At 44.5% G+C, this 14,572-nt stretch carries 15 protein-coding genes; 1 reads left to right on the top strand and 14 read right to left on the bottom strand.

The annotated features are described in order from the left end of the window. Positions 1-19: 19 nt before the first annotated feature. The 8 genes from rpsR to K5620_RS03495 form a co-directional block, all read right to left on the bottom strand. Positions 20-247 (bottom strand): 30S ribosomal protein S18, encoded by a 228-nt coding sequence (gene rpsR / locus K5620_RS03530; RefSeq protein ID WP_016400825.1) that lies wholly within the window; start codon positions 245-247, stop codon positions 20-22. 4 nt (positions 248-251) lie between these two features. After that, the gene (priB, locus tag K5620_RS03525; protein ID WP_040306936.1) at positions 252-566 is read right to left on the bottom strand and encodes a primosomal replication protein N; all 315 of its coding nucleotides are present in this window, start codon (positions 564-566) and stop codon (positions 252-254) included. Positions 567-572: 6 nt separating this feature from the next. Next, positions 573-1,007, bottom strand: coding sequence for a 30S ribosomal protein S6 (gene rpsF / locus K5620_RS03520; RefSeq protein ID WP_016400823.1), 435 nt, complete (start codon positions 1,005-1,007; stop codon positions 573-575). Between the two features lie 196 nt (positions 1,008-1,203). Continuing rightward, positions 1,204-1,938: a 23S rRNA (guanosine(2251)-2'-O)-methyltransferase RlmB gene (gene rlmB / locus K5620_RS03515; RefSeq protein ID WP_016400822.1), complete on the bottom strand. Its 735-nt coding sequence runs from the start codon at positions 1,936-1,938 to the stop codon at positions 1,204-1,206. Positions 1,939-1,940: 2 nt separating this feature from the next. After that, a complete protein-coding gene (gene rnr, locus K5620_RS03510; protein WP_016400821.1) occupies positions 1,941-4,457 on the bottom strand; it encodes a ribonuclease R in 2,517 nt (838 codons plus the stop codon). Positions 4,458-4,533: 76 nt separating this feature from the next. Then, a complete protein-coding gene (locus K5620_RS03505; protein WP_016400820.1) occupies positions 4,534-5,253 on the bottom strand; it encodes a tetratricopeptide repeat protein in 720 nt (239 codons plus the stop codon). A 451-nt stretch (positions 5,254-5,704) separates the two neighbouring features. Next, complete coding sequence (mdh, locus tag K5620_RS03500) at positions 5,705-6,634, bottom strand: malate dehydrogenase (protein ID WP_016400819.1); 930 nt, start codon at positions 6,632-6,634, stop codon at positions 5,705-5,707. 180 nt (positions 6,635-6,814) lie between these two features. Then, positions 6,815-7,522 carry a transporter substrate-binding domain-containing protein gene (locus tag K5620_RS03495; protein ID WP_016400818.1) on the bottom strand — a complete coding sequence of 236 codons (708 nt, stop codon included), beginning with the start codon at positions 7,520-7,522 and terminating at the stop codon, positions 6,815-6,817. Positions 7,523-7,711: 189 nt separating this feature from the next. Between K5620_RS03495 and argR the strand changes: the two genes are divergently transcribed. Next, the gene (argR, locus tag K5620_RS03490; RefSeq protein WP_016400817.1) at positions 7,712-8,179 is read left to right on the top strand and encodes a transcriptional regulator ArgR; all 468 of its coding nucleotides are present in this window, start codon (positions 7,712-7,714) and stop codon (positions 8,177-8,179) included. A gap of 19 nt (positions 8,180-8,198) precedes the next feature. On the opposite strand, the gene K5620_RS03485 is transcribed toward argR, so the two are convergent. The 6 genes from K5620_RS03485 to K5620_RS03460 all read right to left on the bottom strand — a co-directional run bounded on the left by K5620_RS03485 (position 8,199) and on the right by K5620_RS03460 (position 14,572). Next, entirely contained in the window at positions 8,199-9,257 is a 1,059-nt protein-coding gene (locus K5620_RS03485) for an ABC transporter ATP-binding protein (protein WP_016400816.1), read from the bottom strand. A 7-nt stretch (positions 9,258-9,264) separates the two neighbouring features. Beyond that, positions 9,265-10,947: an ABC transporter permease gene (locus K5620_RS03480; protein WP_016400815.1), complete on the bottom strand. Its 1,683-nt coding sequence runs from the start codon at positions 10,945-10,947 to the stop codon at positions 9,265-9,267. A gap of 101 nt (positions 10,948-11,048) precedes the next feature. Beyond that, positions 11,049-12,083 (bottom strand): Fe(3+) ABC transporter substrate-binding protein, encoded by a 1,035-nt coding sequence (locus K5620_RS03475; RefSeq protein WP_016400814.1) that lies wholly within the window; start codon positions 12,081-12,083, stop codon positions 11,049-11,051. A gap of 134 nt (positions 12,084-12,217) precedes the next feature. Next, complete coding sequence (locus K5620_RS03470) at positions 12,218-13,489, bottom strand: ammonium transporter (protein ID WP_016400813.1); 1,272 nt, start codon at positions 13,487-13,489, stop codon at positions 12,218-12,220. 45 nt (positions 13,490-13,534) lie between these two features. Next, on the bottom strand, positions 13,535-13,873 hold the full coding sequence (locus tag K5620_RS03465; protein WP_016400812.1) for a P-II family nitrogen regulator: 339 nt from the start codon (positions 13,871-13,873) through the stop codon (positions 13,535-13,537). Positions 13,874-14,224: 351 nt separating this feature from the next. Continuing rightward, a complete protein-coding gene (locus K5620_RS03460) occupies positions 14,225-14,572 on the bottom strand; it encodes a YacL family protein (protein ID WP_221077441.1) in 348 nt (115 codons plus the stop codon).

Genomic DNA, 14,572 nt, shown 5'->3' with positions numbered 1-14,572 from the left:
GCTAGTTGCAAACGCCGATTTACTTATGTAAATCAGTGTATGGCAATAGAGCCAGGTAACGAGCACGTTTAATAGCGCGTGCAAGTTGACGTTGGTATTTAGCGCTTGTACCAGTAATACGACTAGGTACAATTTTACCACTTTCAGTGATGTAGTTTTTTAATGTTGCTGTATCTTTATAATCGATCTCAACAACACCTTCCGCTGAAAAGCGGCAGAATTTACGACGACGGAAAAAACGTGCCATAACATTATCCTCGTGATAACAAATCAATTTCAGAAGCATGAAGTACCAATCGATATGAACCGTTGGCCGCTTTGTGGCTATTTATAAAACCACTTACTCTTACTTCACACCCCATACTTATATGCGATGAATCTTGCTTCAAAATATCGCCACTGGCAACTACTGCTATTTGGCAATAGGCTTGGCGAGAAAATCCAGCTTCTTGTTGCTGCGAACGATGCTCTAGCCAAAATTGGCAATGTGCAACACCGGCCGGACTGGTAGAGCGTTTTGGTGCGCGTAATACTCGCCCCTGCAAAACCAACCTATTTTCAGACATAAGGTCTTATTCTTCGCTAGCTGACTCTTCTTTAGCTTCTACTGCTGGAGCTTCTTCAGCTGCTGGTGCTGCTTCTTCACGACGAGCTGGACGCTCTTCGTCACGACGAGCTGGACGCTCATCTTTAGCTTTAGCAATTGGAGAGATCTCTGTAACAGCAGACTTAGTGCGCATGATCATGTTACGGATAACAGCATCGTTGAAACGGAAAGCAGTTTCCAATTCATCAACAACTTCTGCGCTAGCTTCGATGTTCAAAAGAACATAGTGGGCTTTGTGCAATTTTTCGATTGGGTAAGCCAATTGACGGCGGCCCCAATCTTCCAAGCGATGGATGCTACCGCCGTTATCTGTGATAACTGCTGAGTAACGCTCGATCATACCTGGAACTTGTTCGCTCTGGTCTGGGTGGACCATGAATACGATTTCGTAATGACGCATGATTGCTCCCTACGGGTTATAGCCTCGTTCATGGTACAGCCGAACCGAAGAGGCAAGGAACTAAAAGTAAAATGGCTGTTTTAGGGGCGCTGATTTTATGTGAAGGCGAGAATTTAATCAAGCTAAATTAAAGCCTCTGAATGATATTCCACGCAGAGGCTAGTAACTCAGTATTTCTGGCAGGGTAAATTGGGTATTAACGGCGCTGGCGCACCGCTTCAAACAGACAGATTCCTGCTGCAACCGATACGTTTAAACTTGATACTGCACCTAGCATTGGCAACTTCACTAGTTCATCGCAGGTTTCACGCGTTAAGCGGCGCATCCCGCTGCCCTCAGCGCCCATCACAATCGCCATTGGACCCTGTAATTTGCTGTCGTAGATAAACTGTTCGGCCTCACCCGCCGTGCCAACTACCCACACGCCTAGCTGCTGCAGTTCGCGCAGTGTTCTAGCAAGGTTAGTTACCACTACTAGAGGTACGGTTTCGGCCGCGCCGCAGGCTACTTTGCGCACAGTGGCATTTAATTGAACCGATTTATCTTTTGGCACAATTACCCCCGCCACGCCGGCAGCATCGGCATTACGTAAACATGCCCCTAAGTTATGTGGGTCGGTTACTCCATCTAATACCAAAAACAGCGGAGCCGAGCTAGATTCAACCAGCTGCTTTAAATCATTTTCGTTATAACCACGACCTGCTTTTACTCGCGCCACAATGCCTTGGTGTTGCGAACTTTCGGCTTTGTCGTCTAGGGCTTTACGTGGCATAAACTGAACCGAAGCGCCCAAACGACGCAACTCATTCAGCAAGGGTAATAAACGCTCATCTTGACGCCCTTTTAAGGCATACACTTCAATAATTCGCTCGGGGCTGCGCTCTAGCAAAGCTTGCACTGCGTGCAAACCATAAATAACTTGTTGGCTCATGTTTAATTCTTCTGTTGTTTAACAGCGTTACGCTCTTGTTTACCAGGGCGCTGCTTACGTTTCTTTTTAGGCTTTTTGCGCGTTTTGGCATTAGCCTCATTATTTGATTTTGCCTTTTTAGCCGCAGGATCACGTTGCTGCCAAGGGCTAAAGCCACCTTTGTTCTCGCTGCTACTCTCATTGCTCTTCGATTTAGCAGTGACGCGGCGTTTACCTTTATTTTTACTATCGCGATGGCGTTGTTTCTTTTTACCATCCCTAGAGCGTTCGGAATCCCCGGTTGATTTAGCAAAGCGTTTGCCGCGACCGCCATCTTTGCCAGTTCGCTCTGGGCGGTCAAATTCGTCTGCCTGACCATCTTTATTAACGATGACAAATTCCATTTTACGATCGGCCATGTTTACCGAGGCTACTTTAACTGTAACCGCATCACCTATTCTGAAGCGCTTTCCGGTTTTCTCTCCCACCAAGATCTGACGAGCGGCATCATAATGATAATAGTCGCCACGTAAAGAGTTGATATGTACTAACCCATCAATATGAAACTCATCCAAGCGGGCAAAAAAGCCAAAACCGGTGACTGCAGCAATGGTTGCAGGTAACACGGTGCCCACATGATCTTGCATGTATTCACATTTAAGACTGTCGGATACTTCGCGGGTGGCATCATCGGCGCGACGTTCGGTCATTGAACACACTTCGCCAAACTTATCCATTTCATCATCTTGATAAGAGTAACCACCGGTAACCGTCCATTTGTTTTTAACGGTTTTGCCGGCGGCCTCAGCTTCTAACTTATTAACTAGAAACTTAATCACTCGGTGCAATAACAAGTCTGGGTAACGACGAATAGGTGAAGTAAAGTGCGCATAAGATTTAAGCGCTAAACCAAAGTGGCCAATGTTGTCGGGTTGGTAGACCGCTTGCATCATAGAGCGCAATAACATGGTTTGAATCAGCTCAAGATCAGGTCGCTCTTGAATGGTTTCAACTAATTTAAAGTAGTCACTCGGCTGTGGCTCTTCGCCTCCGCCTAATGGCAGGCCTAACTCGTTCAGGAAACCTCTAAAACTAGTCAAACGCTCTTTACCGGGGCGATCGTGCACCCGATATAAAATGGCTTGCTGATGCTTTTCTACAAACTTAGCCGCTGCCACGTTTGCCTGAATCATGCACTCTTCAATCATTTTGTGTGCATCATTACGGGTTAGCGGAACAATTTGCTCAATTTTGCGCTGGGCATTAAAGATAAAACGGGTTTCTTGCGTTTCTAGCTCAATACCACCGCGCTGGGCACGGCTTACTTTTAAAGCACTGTATAAGCGATGTAACTCTTGCAAGTGCGGAACTTGCTCGGCGTAGCGCTGGGCTAAAGCTTCATCACCATCCAGAATCGCCGCCACTTTGTTATAGGTAAATCGCGCATGTGAGTGCATTACCGCTTCATAAAATTTATAACCCGATAAACGGCCAGCAGCGGAAATTGTCATCTCTGCCACCATACATAAACGGTCTACTTTTGGGTTAAGTGAACACAATCCATTGGAGAGTTGCTCTGGCAACATAGGGATAACTTGGTCTGGAAAATACACCGAGTTACCACGATTTAGCGCTTCTTTATCGAGTGCTGCATCGGGACGTACGTAATAAGACACATCTGCGATAGCTACCCATAAACGCCAGCCACCAGACTTTTTGGCTTCACAAAATACTGCATCATCAAAATCACGAGCATCTTCACCATCAATGGTAACCAATGGTAGCTCACGCAAATCAACGCGGTTTTGTTTAGCCGCGTCATCCACATCTTCTTCAAGCTTACTAACGGCTTTAGTGACCGCTTTTGGCCACTCATGTGGAATATCGTGATTACGCAAAGCAACTTGCACTTCCATGCCCGGTGCCATTTTCTCACCGAGAATATCAATCACTTTACCTACAGCTAGCTTGGGAGCCGAAGGGCGACTAAGCACTTCAATCACTACCACTTGGCCTTGACGAGCACCCGCTGTGTCATTTTTGCCAATGAGAATATCTTGGTTAATTCGAGAATCGTCCGGCACGACATAGCGGTGATTGCCCTCAACAAAAAAGCGCCCCACTAACTCTAATTTACCTGGTTTTAATACACGAATGACTTGGCCTTCACGGCGACCACGCTTATCCATGCTAGATGGCGCAGCCAACACAAAATCGTTATGAAAGACCTTACGCATTTCTTTTGCGGGTAAGAATAAATCGGTGCCTTCTTGGGTGGTTTTTAAGAAACCAAAACCATCACGATGACCAATAACGGTTCCGGTCACCAAGCCTAAACGCTCAGGTAAGGTATAAGCACCAATCCGCGTAGTCACCAAAGCACCTTCATCAAGCAACTCAGCAAGACTTGCCGAGAATTGGCTACGTTGTTCTTCACTACACAAGGCTTTGAGCCAGTCTTTAGAAACGGGGGCCATTTCTTCTGTTAAGGCAGCGAGTAAGGTCGATTTTAGTGTGGCCGACACAGCCTGATTTTGCATTAACTAACCTACTAAGTTGAGCAATAAAAAGTACACTCTTCAAGAATAGCTCTATGTTAATGCTTTGCGCGTGGCTTTAGTAGGGTTGGTTGCTTGCTTTAGCTTTAACCACTACATATTCAGGCATTTTGCTAGCGAGAGCAGCCAATAATTGGCTGGCTTCACGGTGAGTTTGTTTGTCGGCAATGATTGAATGATGTAACCAGCGATAGGCATCTTCATAATCGTAAGGGCTGCCTTTGCCTTCCACATAGAGTGACACTAAGCGCAACTGAGCAGGTAGAAAACCTTGTCCTGCTGCTTCACGTAATAGTGGAATAGCTTTGGCGTAATCTTGCTGAACTAAGGTACCCGTTGCGTAATAGCGACCTAGCTGCTCCATGGCAGCTGCTAACCCTTGATTAGCCGCTCGCCACATATACATGACGCCAAGCTCAGGATTTGAATCAACACAGACTCCCCATGCCAGCATATCGCCCCATAAAAACTGATAGGCGGGAATCGCGACTTTTTCGGCCCGTGCCTCAATATCTTCAACTAACTGGCAATCGTCTGCTTTCACCCGAGCAAGGTGCTGATTGTTGTTAATCCAAGTGATTAACTCGTCTTGCTTATAAAGCTGAACCGCTTCAATATCTGATGGACTAGTGTACTCGGTAGGATCAATAGTAACCGGCTCAGCTTGCTGTGCTGGCGTATCTAATTCATCATCCACTGACAAGGCATCAATAGATTCTGCAAAGGCCGCTGAACTTATTCCCGCAGCAAGAAGTAGTGAAATGATCTGCTTATTCATAGCCGTTCCTATCGTCTTAACACTTAAGCTATCGGCATCATGCAAAAAAACTAAAGCCACTTTTATCTCTGATAATCTAAATGGCCATTTCTACGCTAACGCTAGCTTTGAAGCTTGTTTAAGATTAGTTTAGCTCAAGTATTGCAGCGCAAATAAGTGGGCAACAACAGCTTTATATTTAACTTTAACTCGGGATAAGGAAGTGACGATAACTCTGCAAGCCAGTACTCAATCTCGCTTCATGTTTCTCGCGAGATAGGTTTGCTTAGTTCAAGGCGAAGCTGCTCGCCAATAGCTAGCTTATTGCAAGTAGCTTAAAACACCGAAATAAGTAAAAGAGGCCGTCAGAAACCATTTATTATCCCAAGCCTAGCTTAGTTGGGTACTTCGACAACATGCGGACACAAAAAAGGAGTGCATTGCACTCCTTATTAGGATTTAAAATTTGTAATTAAACAAATTCTACGCCTTTATCGATGTCACCGTGTAAGGTGTCTAACATGCCGTCAATTGCAGCTTTCTCAAATGCGCTAATCTCACCGTAAGGTAAGATTTCAGCAACACCTTGAGGGCCCAAACGCACTGGTTGAGCAAAGAACTTAGCATGTTCACTGCCGCCATCAACGTAGGCACACTCAATTACGTCTTCGCCTTGAGCGGCTTTAACTAAAGACAAACAGAAACGTGCAGCTGCTTGGCCCATAGAAAGTGTAGCGCTGCCGCCACCCGCTTTAGCTTCAACTACTTCAGTACCGGCGTTTTGAATGCGCGTGGTCATCGCGGCAATCTCTTCATCGGTGAATGAAATACCATCTAGCTGAGATAACAATGGCAAGATAGTTACACCACTGTGGCCACCAATAACGTTTAAGTTAATGTCGGCAGGGTTTAAGCCTTTTGCTTCAGCAATAAATGTTTCAGAGCGGATTACGTCAAGTGTAGTTACACCAAACAATTTAGCTGGATCGTATACACCGGCTTTTTTCAATACTTCTGCAGCAATTGGCACAGTAGTATTAACAGGGTTAGTGATAATGCCGATACACGCTTTAGGGCAAGTAACAGCAACTTTTTCGATAAGGTTTTTAACAATACCAGCATTGATGTTGAATAGATCTGAACGATCCATACCTGGCTTACGCGCCACACCAGCTGAAATAAGAACAATATCGGCACCTTCTAGGGCCGGGCTTGGGTCTTCGCCTGCAAATCCTTTAATGGCCACTTGTGTAGGGATGTGGCTCAAATCTACAGCAACACCTGGTGTTACTGGGGCGATGTCGTAAAGCGAAAGTTCAGAACCAGCGGGTAACTGAGTTTTTAATAGTAATGAAAGGGCTTGGCCAATTCCGCCTGCAGCACCTAATACGGCAACTTTCATCAAACTTCTCCATGCTTTTTGTAGTTGTAGAGGGGATGTCTATAGAGACAGCTGACAAGATAACGGAATCCGCCTCAAAATACAATTTAGCAACATTTTTAAAGCAAGTTTAAAACAGGAAAAGGTTGCCTTAATCACACTTTAACAATATGGCTTAAGACCTTGGTCTAACAGTATTTGTTAGTTAAAAAAGGACTGATATATTGTTTGGTAAGTGCCATTATTTTTTAACACTTTAAGCGCATGGTTGATTTGATTCAGCAGGTCTTCGTCTTGCTTGGAAACAGCCATACCCAAACCACTAGCAGGATAGCTTTCATCCACTTGAGTAACAAAGTTGGGATGACTCGCTAACCAGTAATGCGCAGCAGCGGCATCCAAAAACACCGCATCTATTTTCGTTTGTTCTAAATCATTAAGTGCCAATTGATAACTGGGGTAAGCAATCGACAAAATATCTGGTCGTTGCTCACGTAAAAAACGCATAAAGCTGGAACCGCTTTGCACTGCCACAACAGCGTTATTAGCCAAGGCTTGGTCAGAGCTAGTTATATATACCGCCATATTGTCAAAATACGCATCGCTAAAATTAACTAACTGTTTTCGCTGCTCGGTGATATCTAAAGCTGAAATCGCCAAGTTATAGTGCCCTGCCGCAACACTCGTCAGCAAACTGTCAAAAGGCTGATGGTAAAACTCACATTCTCTGTTTATTTGTATACACACCGCTTTGGCTAGTTCGATATCAAAACCTACTAATTGCTTTTGCTCGTCAAAGGCTTCAAATGGTGGGTAAGAGGCTTCGGTAACAATTCGTAAGGGTTTATCTTCAGCAAAGGCTGAACTAAACACAAAAACAGGAAAAAGAATGAAAAGTTTAATCCACATAATCAACTACTCATCGAGTCGGATGGGGTTATCATAATTCAGCTTAGCAAAGGCTCACAACTAATTGTTATTAAATGCAATAATAATTCTGTGTCAGAGTATGCATTTATATGCATAAAACTAGAATAAAGTTGAATTAGAGTAAAAAGTTGGCGACAATGGCAACGGATTTATAAGCTCGGATCACCGATGAAATATAGCGATAAACAAGAACAGTTAATAAAAGCCTTTAAATCACTATTAAAAGAGGAACGATTTGGCTCGCAAGCCGAAATAGTGACCGCCCTGCAAGAGCAAGGTTTCGAAAACATTAATCAATCGAAAGTGTCACGCATGCTAAGTAAGTTTGGCGCAGTGCGTACTCGTAACGCAAAAATGGAAATGGTTTACTGCTTGCCGGCAGAATTAGGGGTTCCAACCGTTTCTAGCCAACTAAAAATCTTAGTATTAGAAATGGATTTCAATGACGCTCTCATCGTTATCCACACCAGCCCCGGCGCAGCTCAACTAATAGCCCGTTTGTTAGATTCATTAGGCAAAGCTGAGGGTATTCTTGGCACCATTGCTGGTGATGACACGATTTTTATCACCCCTACTCGCCAAGTAGATATTGCCGATGTCTTCCAGTCAGTGAAAGAACTCTTCGAGGTTGGCTAACGAAGCCTAATTAGCTTCCCTAAAGCGATGCTTTAGGGAAGACAAATGCCGCATCCCCATCTACCGATAACCACACTTTTGTGCCAGCACTCGCCTGCCAATGATCGCGCATACGCGCATGAATCACTCGCTCAGGCATATTGCTTAGCTGCAATCTAAAGTGGGTTTCATTTCCCATTGCATGCACTGATATCACTGTAGCTTCTATCTGGTCTTTGTTTTCGAGCTGGTGTACTACGATATCTTTAGCCCGCACAATAATCTCTGCCATCTGCTGATCTTCGATGTCAGCTGCAGCAAACGCCCCAAGTGGCGTGTTAACTTTGTGCCCTTCAACTTCCACTTCAAAGCGATTGCTAGGGCCAAATAACGCTGCCACAAAGGCGTTTTTCGGATTATTGTAAATTTCTTGAGGGCTAGCATTTTGCACAATCTCCCCCTTTTCCATCACTACAATTTTGTCGGCGATAAACATTGCTTCTAATGGATCGTGGGTCACCATTACCGCAGGGGTATTGGTTTTCTTCAGTACATCAAGGGTTTCTTCACGTACTTGCTGACGAAGATGCTCATCAAGCGCGGAGAAAGGTTCATCTAACAGTAAAGTGCTTGGCTCTGGAGCTAAGGCACGAAGTAGAGCTACCCGCTGCTGCTGGCCACCCGACAAGGTATGCGGAAAGCGTTCTAACAAACCTTGCATGCCCATATTATCTAGGCTTTCCTCAATCCAATTACGCCGCTTAACAAGATCTTGCTGTTTACGTAAACCATACTCGATGTTTTTACGCACACTCATATGAGGGAATAAGGCATAGTCTTGGAACATCATGCCAATGGCTCGTTGCTCTGGTGCTAGATGAATCGCTTGCTTGGGCGCAGCCACTAGCCTGTCTTGCAAGTAAAGCTCGCCACTTTGTAGTCGCTCTAAACCAGCGATAAGGCGTAGCAGTGTGGTTTTACCACAACCCGATGGACCCAATAGCGCAACGATTTGATTTTCGCTCACTTCAATGCTGACATTTTTTAATGCCTGTTGTTCGCCGTAAAAATGATTAACTTTGCGTAAAACAATACTCATTGCAGGTTTATTGTCCTTGTGGGCGACGTTCAGAAGAACCGATATTTCGACTCATGATAATAACCGGGATAATGCCCGCCAGTAATATAGTTAATGCAGCCAAAGCGCTTTGCTCAAGCTGTTCTAAAGAGGCTAAATCCCATACTTGGGTAGATAAAGTATCAAAATTAAACGGCCTTAGTATCAGGGTGATAGGCAACTCTTTCATGGTGTCTACAAACACCAGTAGCATGGCGGTGAGCACACTTGGTCGTATTAAAGGGAGATGAATTCGCCATAGCGTCTTACCTGAACGACTGCCAAGAATACGTGAGGCGTCATCCATTTCAGGAGTGATTTTGGTAAGGCTAGCGTCAAGAGTACGATAGCTTAAAGCGATAAAACGCAGCGAATAGGCTAATACCAAGGCGCCACCGGTGCCAGTGAGCAATAAGCCGGTGGGATAATCAAACCAGGCTTTCATTACGCTATCAACCGCATTATCAAACACACCAAGCGGGTACAAAATGCCCACTGCTAGCACCGCACCAGGGATGGCATACCCCAAGGTTGCAGCCTCGGCGATGCTACGCATTTTGTTGCTTTTAGATAAGCGGACCCCGTAGGCTAGCAACAACCCCAAAATCGTTGTTAGTAACGCGGCCATAATTGCCAGAGAAAAACTGTTCCAAGCACTATTTAAGTACTGCTCTAATCCTTGGTCTAAATTGCGTAATGCATAATTAGTTAACACCGTGATAGGCAAGATGAAACCAAGGCTAATAGGCAACAAACATAAAGCGGTAGCTAGCCACGCTTTAAAGCCCGAAAGCGGTTCGGCAAACATAGCGGGAGATTGACCGGTCAGCTTATAAAACTTACCAGCGTTGCGGCTGTAGCGCTCTAAACCCAGCAGCAAGATAGAAAAACTCACCAGCATTAAAGCTATTTGAGCGGCGGCTGAAAGGCTGCTCATGTTTAGCCACACATCAAATATTCCCGCGGTTAACGTAGGCACTGCAAAAAACTCTACCGTACCGTATTCATTAATGGTTTCCATAAGCGCTAATGTAACCCCAACCACAATGGCAGGTCGCGCTAGTGGCAATGCCACTTTGAAAAAGCTCTGAGTTTGACTTTTGCCTAGGCAGCGGCTCATTTCAAAAAGCTGTGCAGCTTGCTCTACAAAAGCAGCTCGCGCTAACAAATACACATAGGGATACAGCACTAAACTCAATACCGCAATGGCGCCCTGAATGGAGCGAATTTCCGGGAACCAGTAGTCTCGTGCGGTTTGCCAGCCAAATAGAGCGCGCAAGCTTTTTTGCACAAAACCTGCGTATTCAAGCTGGTCAGTAATAACAAAGGCGAGAATGTAACTTGGTACCGCCAAGGGTAGCAATAGCGCCCATACCAAAACCGATTTCAGGGGAAAATTAAAGCGCGTGACCAACCAGGCCGCACCGGTACCCATTAAACTGGTAAATAAAGCCACGCCCAAACACAGCATTAAAGTGTTTTTAACGTAAATCCAAAATACCGTATCCAGTAAGTGTTGCCAGATTTCTTGGTTGTCGGCCCATGAGAGCATCAAAATGGTGGCAATAGGGACAATGGCTAAGGCAGCAATTGCTAAGGCAAGCCATACCCAAGGGTCAAAGCGTAAACGAGCTAACGAGAAAGGCGAAGTAGAATTGGCGGTAGTGCTCATAGCTTCCAAATAAAAAAACGGCACAGAGCCGAAAACTAATAAAGCTGACCTAAGGCCAGCTTTATTGACGCTTGCTAATAGAATAGCAAGTTTAACAACCTTTACATATCATAGCCAACACGGTCAACTAAGCGTGCTGCTGCAGCACGTTGGTCTGCCACTTCTTGTAAGGAAATACGGTCAGCTTTGAAATCACCTAGGCTTTCAATAAACTCATCAGTTTTGATACCGGTACGAACTGGTTCTTCGTAGTTAGCAGTAGCGTATAAACCTTGAGCTTTTTCACCAACTAAGAACTCTAACAACTTAATGGCATTGTCTTTGTTTTTAGCTGTTTTCAATAAACCAGCACCAGAGATATTAATGTGTTGACCACGGCCGCCAATGTCTTGGTCTAAGTATACAACGCGGATCTGCTCGGCCCACTCTTGCTGCTCTGGGCTCTTAGTGTTGTAGAACATCTTGCCCATGTAGTAACGGTTAGCAATCGCTAAATCACATTGGCCTTCGAAGATGGCTTTAGCTTGAGCGCGGTCGTTACCCTGTGGCTTGCGTGCCAAGTTAGCTTTTAGACCTTTTAGCCACGTTTCTGCGGCAGCTTCACCGTCTTCTGCAATCACTGAAGCAATTAAACCGATGTTGTAAACATGCTTACCAGAACGGGTACAAATACGACCTTGCCACTTTGGATCGGCTAAGTCTTTAAGTGAATTAAGCTCGCCTTCTTTAACGCGGTCTTTATGAGCATAAATAACTCGAGCGCGTGTGGTTAAGGCAAACCATAAGTTATCTGGGTGGCGTAAGTGAGCCGGAACAACTTCATCAATAACTGGAGAGTTAACGGCTTCAAATAAACCAGCAGCGCGCACTTCTTCCAAACGACCGATATCAACGGTTAGTACTAAATCAGCAGGATTGTTTTCGCCTGCCGCTTTGATCTTTTCAGCTAAACCTTTAGCAGCATGCACAACATTCACTTTAATGCCCGTTTCTTCGGTAAACGCATCAGTTAAAGGTTGTAACAAGCTTTGTTGGCGGTAAGAGTATAAGTTTACTTCTTCTGCAGCTAAGGCTGGAGTGGCAACCACTAGTGAAGCCACCATGGCCACTAATGAAGAGAATACTGATTTATTCACAAATGAGTCCTTCAATATATGTTAAACGCAAATCGTTATCATTTGACTTTAGATTAACATGGGACAACATCTTTCGCTATGTTTTAAAACAAAAAAAGGCCCGCAATGCGGGCCTTTTTTATTACTTTTTAATCTTAGCTAGAAGACTTAACTGTTACGAACTCTGGGTATGCATCGATACCACAATCAGCAATGTCCATACCGTTCATTTCTTCTTCTTCAGAAACTCGGATACCCATTACAGCTTTTAGGATGCTCCATACGATGAAGCTTGCTACGAATACCCATGCAAAGATAGTTAATGCACCGATGATTTGGCCAGAGAAGCTTGAACCATCGTTAGTTAGTGGAACAATCAATAGACCGAATAGACCAACTACACCGTGAACTGAGATAGCACCTACTGGATCATCAATCTTAATCTTATCGAAGAATACGATAGACGCTACAACCAATACGCCAGCTACAGCACCAAACAGAGTGGCTTGAAGCGCAGTAGGAGTAGAAGGTTCTGCAGTAATCGCTACTAGACCAGCTAATGCGCCGTTTAATAACATTGTTAGGTCTGCTTTACCCCAAGTAAGCTTACATACTAGTAGTGCAGCGATTGCACCAGCCGCAGCTGCAGCGTTAGTGTTTAAGAATACCATTGCAACAGAGTGAGCGTTTGAAGCATCAGCAAGTTTCAATACAGAACCGCCGTTAAAGCCAAACCAACCCATCCATAAGATGAAAGTACCTACAGTAGCTAGCGGCATGTTTGAACCAGGAATTGGGTTAACAGAACCGTTTTTACCGTATTTACCTTTACGAGCACCTAGTAGTAGTACACCGGCTAATGCTGCTGCAGCACCTGCTAAGTGAACAATACCTGAACCAGCGAAGTCAGAGAAACCAAGGTCGCCTAGGTTGTATAGACCGAATACGTCTGCACCGCCCCATGTCCAGCTACCTTCTAGAGGGTAGATGAAACCAGTTAGCACTACAGCGAAGATTAGGAATGCCCAAAGCTTCATACGCTCAGCAACTGCACCCGAAACAATAGACATTGCAGTTGCAACGAATACTACTTGGAAGAAGAAGTCAGAAGCACCTGAGTATACGCTGCCGCCTTCAAAGCCTTCTTCAGCTTTAGAAGCTAATACGCCACCTAGGTCAAAGGCTTCGATGCCTGATAAGAAGATACCGCCGTCGTACATGATTGAGTAACCACAAATCAAGTACATGATACAAGCGATAGAGTAAAGAGCGATGTTCTTAGTAAGAATTTCTGTGGTGTTTTTAGCGCGAACTAAACCAGCTTCTAGCATAGAGAAACCAGCGGCCATCCACATTACTAATGCGCCACACACCAAAAAGTAGAAGGTGTCGATGGCATATTGCAGTTGATAAATTTCGTTTTCCATAATTACTTCCCCGTAATCCCTGTTTTAAGCTTGCTAAGGTTGCCCTTAGATAGCCTCTGCATCCATTTCGCCAGTACGAATACGTACTACGTTGCTTAAGTCGTATACAAAAATCTTACCGTCACCGATTTTTCCGGTGTAAGCAGCACTAGAAATAGCTTCAATAATGCGGTCTACATTTTCTGAGCTAGTAGCAATCTCTAGTTTTACCTTAGGTAGAAAGTCAACTTGGTACTCGGCACCACGATATAATTCGGTGTGACCTTTTTGACGACCAAAACCTTTAACTTCAGATACGGTTAAACCATCTACGCCAACTTCGGCGATGGCTTCACGCACGTCATCCAATTTGAATGGCTTGATTATCGCGCTAATTAGTTTCATTTGAGCTCCTCCAAAGAGTCATCGATTAACTTTTCTCGAATAACAAAATACAAGGCTTGTGCCAAAACAAAATTAGCGATACAAAACAATAGGTTAAGAAACAAAACATAAAATAGAACAAATACAGTCGCACCATTATGGTGCTATATTTTTTAACAACGCTCCAACATGGTTCACATTTTGGTAGTGGTATTTCTATCAGCACTAATAAAGTGCAGCTAGCGAAGAATATGTAGCAACTTGGCAGTTAACCCGCATATAAGTTAGGGTTAAAGTAATGAATTGGCTGAATAAAAAGAGCTGAAGAAGGGTTTAGAACATTTTCGAGCCAGATGCTAATTTTGCACCATGTTAATAAGTCTCGATAGAATTTAACAATTCTAGAAAATCGTCGTAACCGCAAGCACTATGCGCCGCATCTAAACTCAAGGCATCTTGCAAAAGCGCTGGATTATCTGAAGCATCGTCTTGAGAAACCTCGATGCTAACTTCATCTAGATTGGCCACGAAACGGAACTCATCACTGTCTATGTGTAGCTCTGCTAAGCCAGATAGATTGTTCAGCCGGACGAGTAAGGAAGAAATAAACTGACGATCTTTATTCAATTCGCGCTCTAGCCACATCGAAAAACACCGATGTTCATCACCGCAATCAATAAAAAATGCGCCGTCCAATGAACGGCGAATCGTCAGTTCCAT

This window comes from Agarivorans albus (genome assembly GCF_019670105.1).
Taxonomy (GTDB): Bacteria; Pseudomonadota; Gammaproteobacteria; order Enterobacterales; family Celerinatantimonadaceae; genus Agarivorans; species Agarivorans albus.
This window is presented reverse-complemented; position numbering and strand designations above follow the sequence as displayed.

Excerpts from the sequence above, each read along its gene's own strand:
- rpsR (WP_016400825.1), bottom strand. The coding sequence starts at position 247 with ATGGCACGTTTTTTCCGTCGTCGTAAATTCTGCCGCTTTTCAGCGGAA.
- priB (WP_040306936.1), bottom strand. The coding sequence starts at position 566 with ATGTCTGAAAATAGGTTGGTTTTGCAGGGGCGAGTATTACGCGCACCA.
- rpsF (WP_016400823.1), bottom strand. The coding sequence starts at position 1,007 with ATGCGTCATTACGAAATCGTATTCATGGTCCACCCAGACCAGAGCGAA.
- rlmB (WP_016400822.1), bottom strand. The coding sequence starts at position 1,938 with ATGAGCCAACAAGTTATTTATGGTTTGCACGCAGTGCAAGCTTTGCTA.
- rnr (WP_016400821.1), bottom strand. The coding sequence starts at position 4,457 with ATGCAAAATCAGGCTGTGTCGGCCACACTAAAATCGACCTTACTCGCT.
- K5620_RS03505 (WP_016400820.1), bottom strand. The coding sequence starts at position 5,253 with ATGAATAAGCAGATCATTTCACTACTTCTTGCTGCGGGAATAAGTTCA.
- mdh (WP_016400819.1), bottom strand. The coding sequence starts at position 6,634 with ATGAAAGTTGCCGTATTAGGTGCTGCAGGCGGAATTGGCCAAGCCCTT.
- K5620_RS03495 (WP_016400818.1), bottom strand. The coding sequence starts at position 7,522 with ATGTGGATTAAACTTTTCATTCTTTTTCCTGTTTTTGTGTTTAGTTCA.
- argR (WP_016400817.1), top strand. The coding sequence starts at position 7,712 with ATGAAATATAGCGATAAACAAGAACAGTTAATAAAAGCCTTTAAATCA.
- K5620_RS03485 (WP_016400816.1), bottom strand. The coding sequence starts at position 9,257 with ATGAGTATTGTTTTACGCAAAGTTAATCATTTTTACGGCGAACAACAG.
- K5620_RS03480 (WP_016400815.1), bottom strand. The coding sequence starts at position 10,947 with ATGAGCACTACCGCCAATTCTACTTCGCCTTTCTCGTTAGCTCGTTTA.
- K5620_RS03470 (WP_016400813.1), bottom strand. The coding sequence starts at position 13,489 with ATGGAAAACGAAATTTATCAACTGCAATATGCCATCGACACCTTCTAC.
- K5620_RS03465 (WP_016400812.1), bottom strand. The coding sequence starts at position 13,873 with ATGAAACTAATTAGCGCGATAATCAAGCCATTCAAATTGGATGACGTG.
- K5620_RS03460 (WP_221077441.1), bottom strand. The coding sequence starts at position 14,572 with ATGGAACTGACGATTCGCCGTTCATTGGACGGCGCATTTTTTATTGAT.